Annotated in this window: 5 protein-coding genes and 2 pseudogenes; 6 read left to right on the forward strand and 1 reads right to left on the reverse strand. The window is 31.4% G+C overall.

What is annotated here, in order from left to right; genetic code table 11:
- The 4 genes and pseudogenes from C3E90_RS08265 to C3E90_RS08275 all read left to right on the forward strand — a co-directional run.
- Window positions 1–376 (forward strand): annotated as a pseudogene (locus C3E90_RS08265) (hypothetical protein); the annotation flags it as partial.
- 162 nt (window positions 377–538) lie between these two features.
- Window positions 539–646 (forward strand): annotated as a pseudogene (locus tag C3E90_RS13605) (DUF1697 domain-containing protein); the annotation flags it as partial.
- 10 nt (window positions 647–656) lie between these two features.
- On the forward strand, window positions 657–1,271 hold the full coding sequence (locus C3E90_RS08270; RefSeq protein ID WP_244264573.1) for an MBL fold metallo-hydrolase: 615 nt from the start codon (window positions 657–659) through the stop codon (window positions 1,269–1,271).
- A 54-nt stretch (window positions 1,272–1,325) separates the two neighbouring features.
- The gene (locus tag C3E90_RS08275) at window positions 1,326–1,463 is read left to right on the forward strand and encodes a hypothetical protein (RefSeq protein WP_018579532.1); all 138 of its coding nucleotides are present in this window, start codon (window positions 1,326–1,328) and stop codon (window positions 1,461–1,463) included.
- Between the two features lie 268 nt (window positions 1,464–1,731).
- Here C3E90_RS08275 and C3E90_RS08280 read toward each other — a convergent pair whose 3' ends face one another.
- Entirely contained in the window at window positions 1,732–2,238 is a 507-nt protein-coding gene (locus tag C3E90_RS08280; RefSeq protein ID WP_018579531.1) for a hypothetical protein, read from the reverse strand.
- Between the two features lie 201 nt (window positions 2,239–2,439).
- Here C3E90_RS08280 and lexA point away from each other — a divergent pair, with 201 nt between their 5' ends.
- Together lexA and C3E90_RS08290 are read left to right on the forward strand one after the other, a co-directional pair.
- Complete coding sequence (lexA, locus tag C3E90_RS08285; protein WP_018579530.1) at window positions 2,440–3,045, forward strand: transcriptional repressor LexA; 606 nt, start codon at window positions 2,440–2,442, stop codon at window positions 3,043–3,045.
- A 195-nt stretch (window positions 3,046–3,240) separates the two neighbouring features.
- On the forward strand, window positions 3,241–3,462 hold the full coding sequence (locus C3E90_RS08290) for a hypothetical protein (protein WP_018579529.1): 222 nt from the start codon (window positions 3,241–3,243) through the stop codon (window positions 3,460–3,462).
- Window positions 3,463–3,856: the final 394 nt, after the last annotated feature.

Here is a 3,856-nt window from a genome sequence, read left to right on the forward strand (position 1 = left end):
ACCATATGTATTTTGGGAAGCTCTTCGAAAAGCAGGAACTGAAATATTAGAACCTTATTTAAAATATACAGTTCAAGTTCCAAATGATTTCTGCGGAAGAGTTATGAGTGATCTCAGGAAGATGAGGGCTTCTATTGAAGATATAATAGGCAAGGGAGAAGAGACAACTTTAAGTGGAAGGATACCTGTTGATACATCGAAATCCTATCAGGCAGAATTACTTTCTTATTCAAATGGAAAGGGTATATTTATTACTGAGCCTTATGGGTATGATATATATAATGCTGAGCCGATAATTAATGATATTGTGAACGACAATAACGATAGTAACAAGGAAGGGTTAAGATATTTATTTCAGAAACAGGATAAAAATTGAGGCCTAGATATAAAATTTGAAATAGAATCGAGAAATCCTAGCTTAAAAATAGTTGGTGAGGATGCATACCTGTATCAATTAGAAAACTTGAATGGTAGTACATTACTAAAAAAATGAAATTGGTGATTTTCACTTCTGTATGATGGGAAAAATATAATTAAGATGACAGATTTAAAACGAGTATTTGAATCAATTGAATTTTATGAAGTAAAGACATATATTCAAAGTGGAAATGTTCTATTCAAATCAAATGAAGCGGGGGAATCCCTAAACGAAAATCATAAATCCTGTTTTATTAGTAAGTAAAAACGATGTTGTTTTAGTTGACTGTGGTTACCCTAATTTCTTATCCTTATTAGAAGATGAAATGAGATCAAAAGGAATAGACGCAGATTCATTGACAAAAGTACTGATTACACATCATGATGATGACCATATGGGGGCCATATATGAAATTAAAGAAAGACATCCACATATTAAGGTAGTTTCAAGTGAAATAGAGAGTAAGTATATTTCTGGGAAAGATAAATCTCTTAGATTGCTGCAAGCAGAGGAATTATTAAAAATAATGCCAAAAGAACAGCAACAATTTGGAATTGATTTCTGTGAAACATTAAGAAAAGTTAAACCTGTCAATGTAGATATAATAGTTAAAGATGGAGATAGTTTGGATTGGGCAGGAGGATGTCAGGTTATCTCCACTCCAGGTCATATTTCATTATTTTTAACAGAGACTAATTCCATTGTAACAGGTGATGCGGCAGTTGTAGAAAATGGTGAATTAGTAATTGCAAATCCGCAATTTGCACTTGACCTGAATATGGCTCAAGATTCGTTGAAAAAAATTATTTCAATGAATGCAGATAATTATTATTGCTTCACGGAGGAAGATTAGTTAGGTTCACAAAAGCAAGTAAATACAAATAATTTAAAGAGCATAGATGGCACAATGTCAAAGAATGCAATTACTGTAGTAACTGGAGTTACAGAATCGAGAAAGTTATCATATATGGGTATTGATTTTAGGCAAAAGTACGCAGATGGTATTTTTATTGACCTAAAAAAGATATATACAAGTGTTAGATAAACAGTTTTTAGTTATATAGGGATATTATATTAATAGTGAATTAGAAAGTCTTGATTTATAAAAGGGATTTATTAGATTTCTATAAAATGAGAATTAACCTTTTAAATAACTTTGAGTTTATTGGGGAAAGTATATAATATTATTATTAATTAAGCAATAATGAGTACCTTACAAATGTTATATAAATTGAGATAATTATAAATACTAAAATGACGAAGTTTAGGTCAAGAAAGAAGACCTTAAACTTCGTCATTTTATGTCTAATTTATTAAAGCTCTTCAAGCTTACTTATTCGGTATCTCCATACAGGGAGTGCAATTAGCCCAAAGACCATATACTTCAAGAAAAGACTTAACATATGATTCTGTGATAGAACAATATCTCCATTAAAAGTAAAACCATGAATAAATATTTGGATTACAGGACTCAGTAGTCCAATTGCAAAAGGGACGGCAACAGACACCCCTACAAATGCTATGAATAGGTTAAGAGCATTGCTAATCGTAGGGAAGGTATCGTTGATAAATAAAATTAAAAGTCCATACATAAGTATTGCAAGGATTCCAACACCTGCATTAAGAAGATATTGCAATTTACCATCAACAAGTTTTACTGATACATTGGGATGGAAGAAGTATATTGAGTAAAAAAATATAACAAAGAAATCAACTCCAAAAGCCAAGGTCTTAAAAGAAAATAAAGTAATATTTTTATAAAGTTTTACAAAGAGAATGGTTATGGTTAAACATATTCCTATAAATAATCCTATAAGCATATTGACCTCCTAAAATTGATATTTGTATTTCCTGTATCATCTTATAAATAAATTATACCACTTACTTGGGGCTGGCTGCCAGACCTAAATTTCAAATATTATAAAGTTTAATTTTTCCAAAAGAACTATTGCAATAATTTGGATTTAATATTATAATAGTAATCACCAACAAAGTGTTGGCGATTAGAAAGGGGGTAGAAAATGAGAACCAAAAGTCCCAAAAGAATGGAAGAAATAATTGACTATGTAAATCAATATACAAATCACTATAGGACTTCTCCTTCTACCAGAGAAATTGCAAAAGCTGTAAAAACTGATAATGGTACTGTATATCGTTATCTTGTGGAAATGAATGAAAAAGGTATGCTTGAATACAATGGCAAAGAAATTATTACACCAACAATTAAAAAGATGGAAACCGACATGATACAAGCGGCTGTCTTAGGATCTGTATCTTGTGGACTTCCCCTTTTGGAAGAAGAGCATATAGAAAGCTATGTATCTTTACCTGCAAAGTTTTTTGATAAGGGCGATTATTTTATCCTTAGAGCCAATGGAGATTCCATGATAGAGGCTGGGATAGAAGATGGTGACCTAGTAGTTATAAGAAAACAAGAAGAAGCTAATGAGGGTCAAATAGTTGTTGCTTTACTGGAAGATGGAACTACTACATTAAAAAGATTATATCTTGACCAAGGCAAAAAGTGTGTAAGACTTAAGCCAGAAAATAAGAATATGAAAGATATAGTGACAGCAAATTGTTCTATCCAAGGAATAGCTGTAAAAATTATGAAAGACCTAGTATAATTTCTAGGGTCAAAAATTGTTTAAAGGTTAGGGGTTGGTATTGGCCAGCCTCTAATAACAAACTTAGAAAAGAAGGATTAATGATGAGGAAAAAAATGATAGCCTTCTGTGGTACTTGGGTGTTAGATTAGTAAGTCATCTGTAGTTTTCTTTCCCCAATCCACTTAGAAGGCAATAAGAAAAGAAGGATTGCAGATGAAGAAAAAAAAGAAAAAATTTATTATAGTATGCCCATACTGTGGCAAGGAATTATGTAAAAGTGGTTTTACAAGTAGTTTTAGTGACATGGAAATCAAATGCTCTAGGTGTGGAGCAAATTTAGAAGTAGAAATTACAAATGGAATAATTACTTATCATCCAGATAAGAGATTATCCATGGTAGCTGAATGTTCAGCTGATTATGAAGATATAAAATAAGATACTTAAGTGAGTTTCTGTGCAATTTATATTTTGGCTATTGGACTAGGCTAGAACCTTTAGGAATAGGAATATAAATTAAAAATCTATAGGAGACTGAATTCGGCTAAAACCGTCAAGAGTTACATAGATAAAATATTTAATCTAGAATCAGAATCTAGATTGTAAAAAAGTTCTCCCTTAAATATTTTAGGCAAAATTGAATAGCTGAGATTTATACAGAGGTGTTGGACTGGGCTAGAACCCTTAGAAACAACAGTTATAAATCAAGAGTTTGTTGACTGGTCTGAACTGGACAAGAATCCTTAAGAGCCACGCAAAACGGAAGTTTTTATCTGAAAAGATAAATCTGTTTTGTGTGGCTCTTTTTTTGTACCCAAAATACTTTCGTTAA

It is taken from the genome of Clostridium sp. Cult2, assembly GCF_021655075.1.
Classification (GTDB): Bacteria; Bacillota; Clostridia; order Tissierellales; family Tepidimicrobiaceae; genus Schnuerera.

Bases quoted from the DNA above. Each gene is read 5' to 3' on its own strand.
- lexA (WP_018579530.1), top strand. From the start codon at position 2,440: ATGAGAACCAAAAGTCCCAAAAGAATGGAAGAAATAATTGACTATGTA.
- C3E90_RS08280 (WP_018579531.1), bottom strand. From the start codon at position 2,238: ATGCTTATAGGATTATTTATAGGAATATGTTTAACCATAACCATTCTC.
- C3E90_RS08275 (WP_018579532.1), top strand. From the start codon at position 1,326: ATGTCAAAGAATGCAATTACTGTAGTAACTGGAGTTACAGAATCGAGA.
- C3E90_RS08290 (WP_018579529.1), top strand. From the start codon at position 3,241: ATGAAGAAAAAAAAGAAAAAATTTATTATAGTATGCCCATACTGTGGC.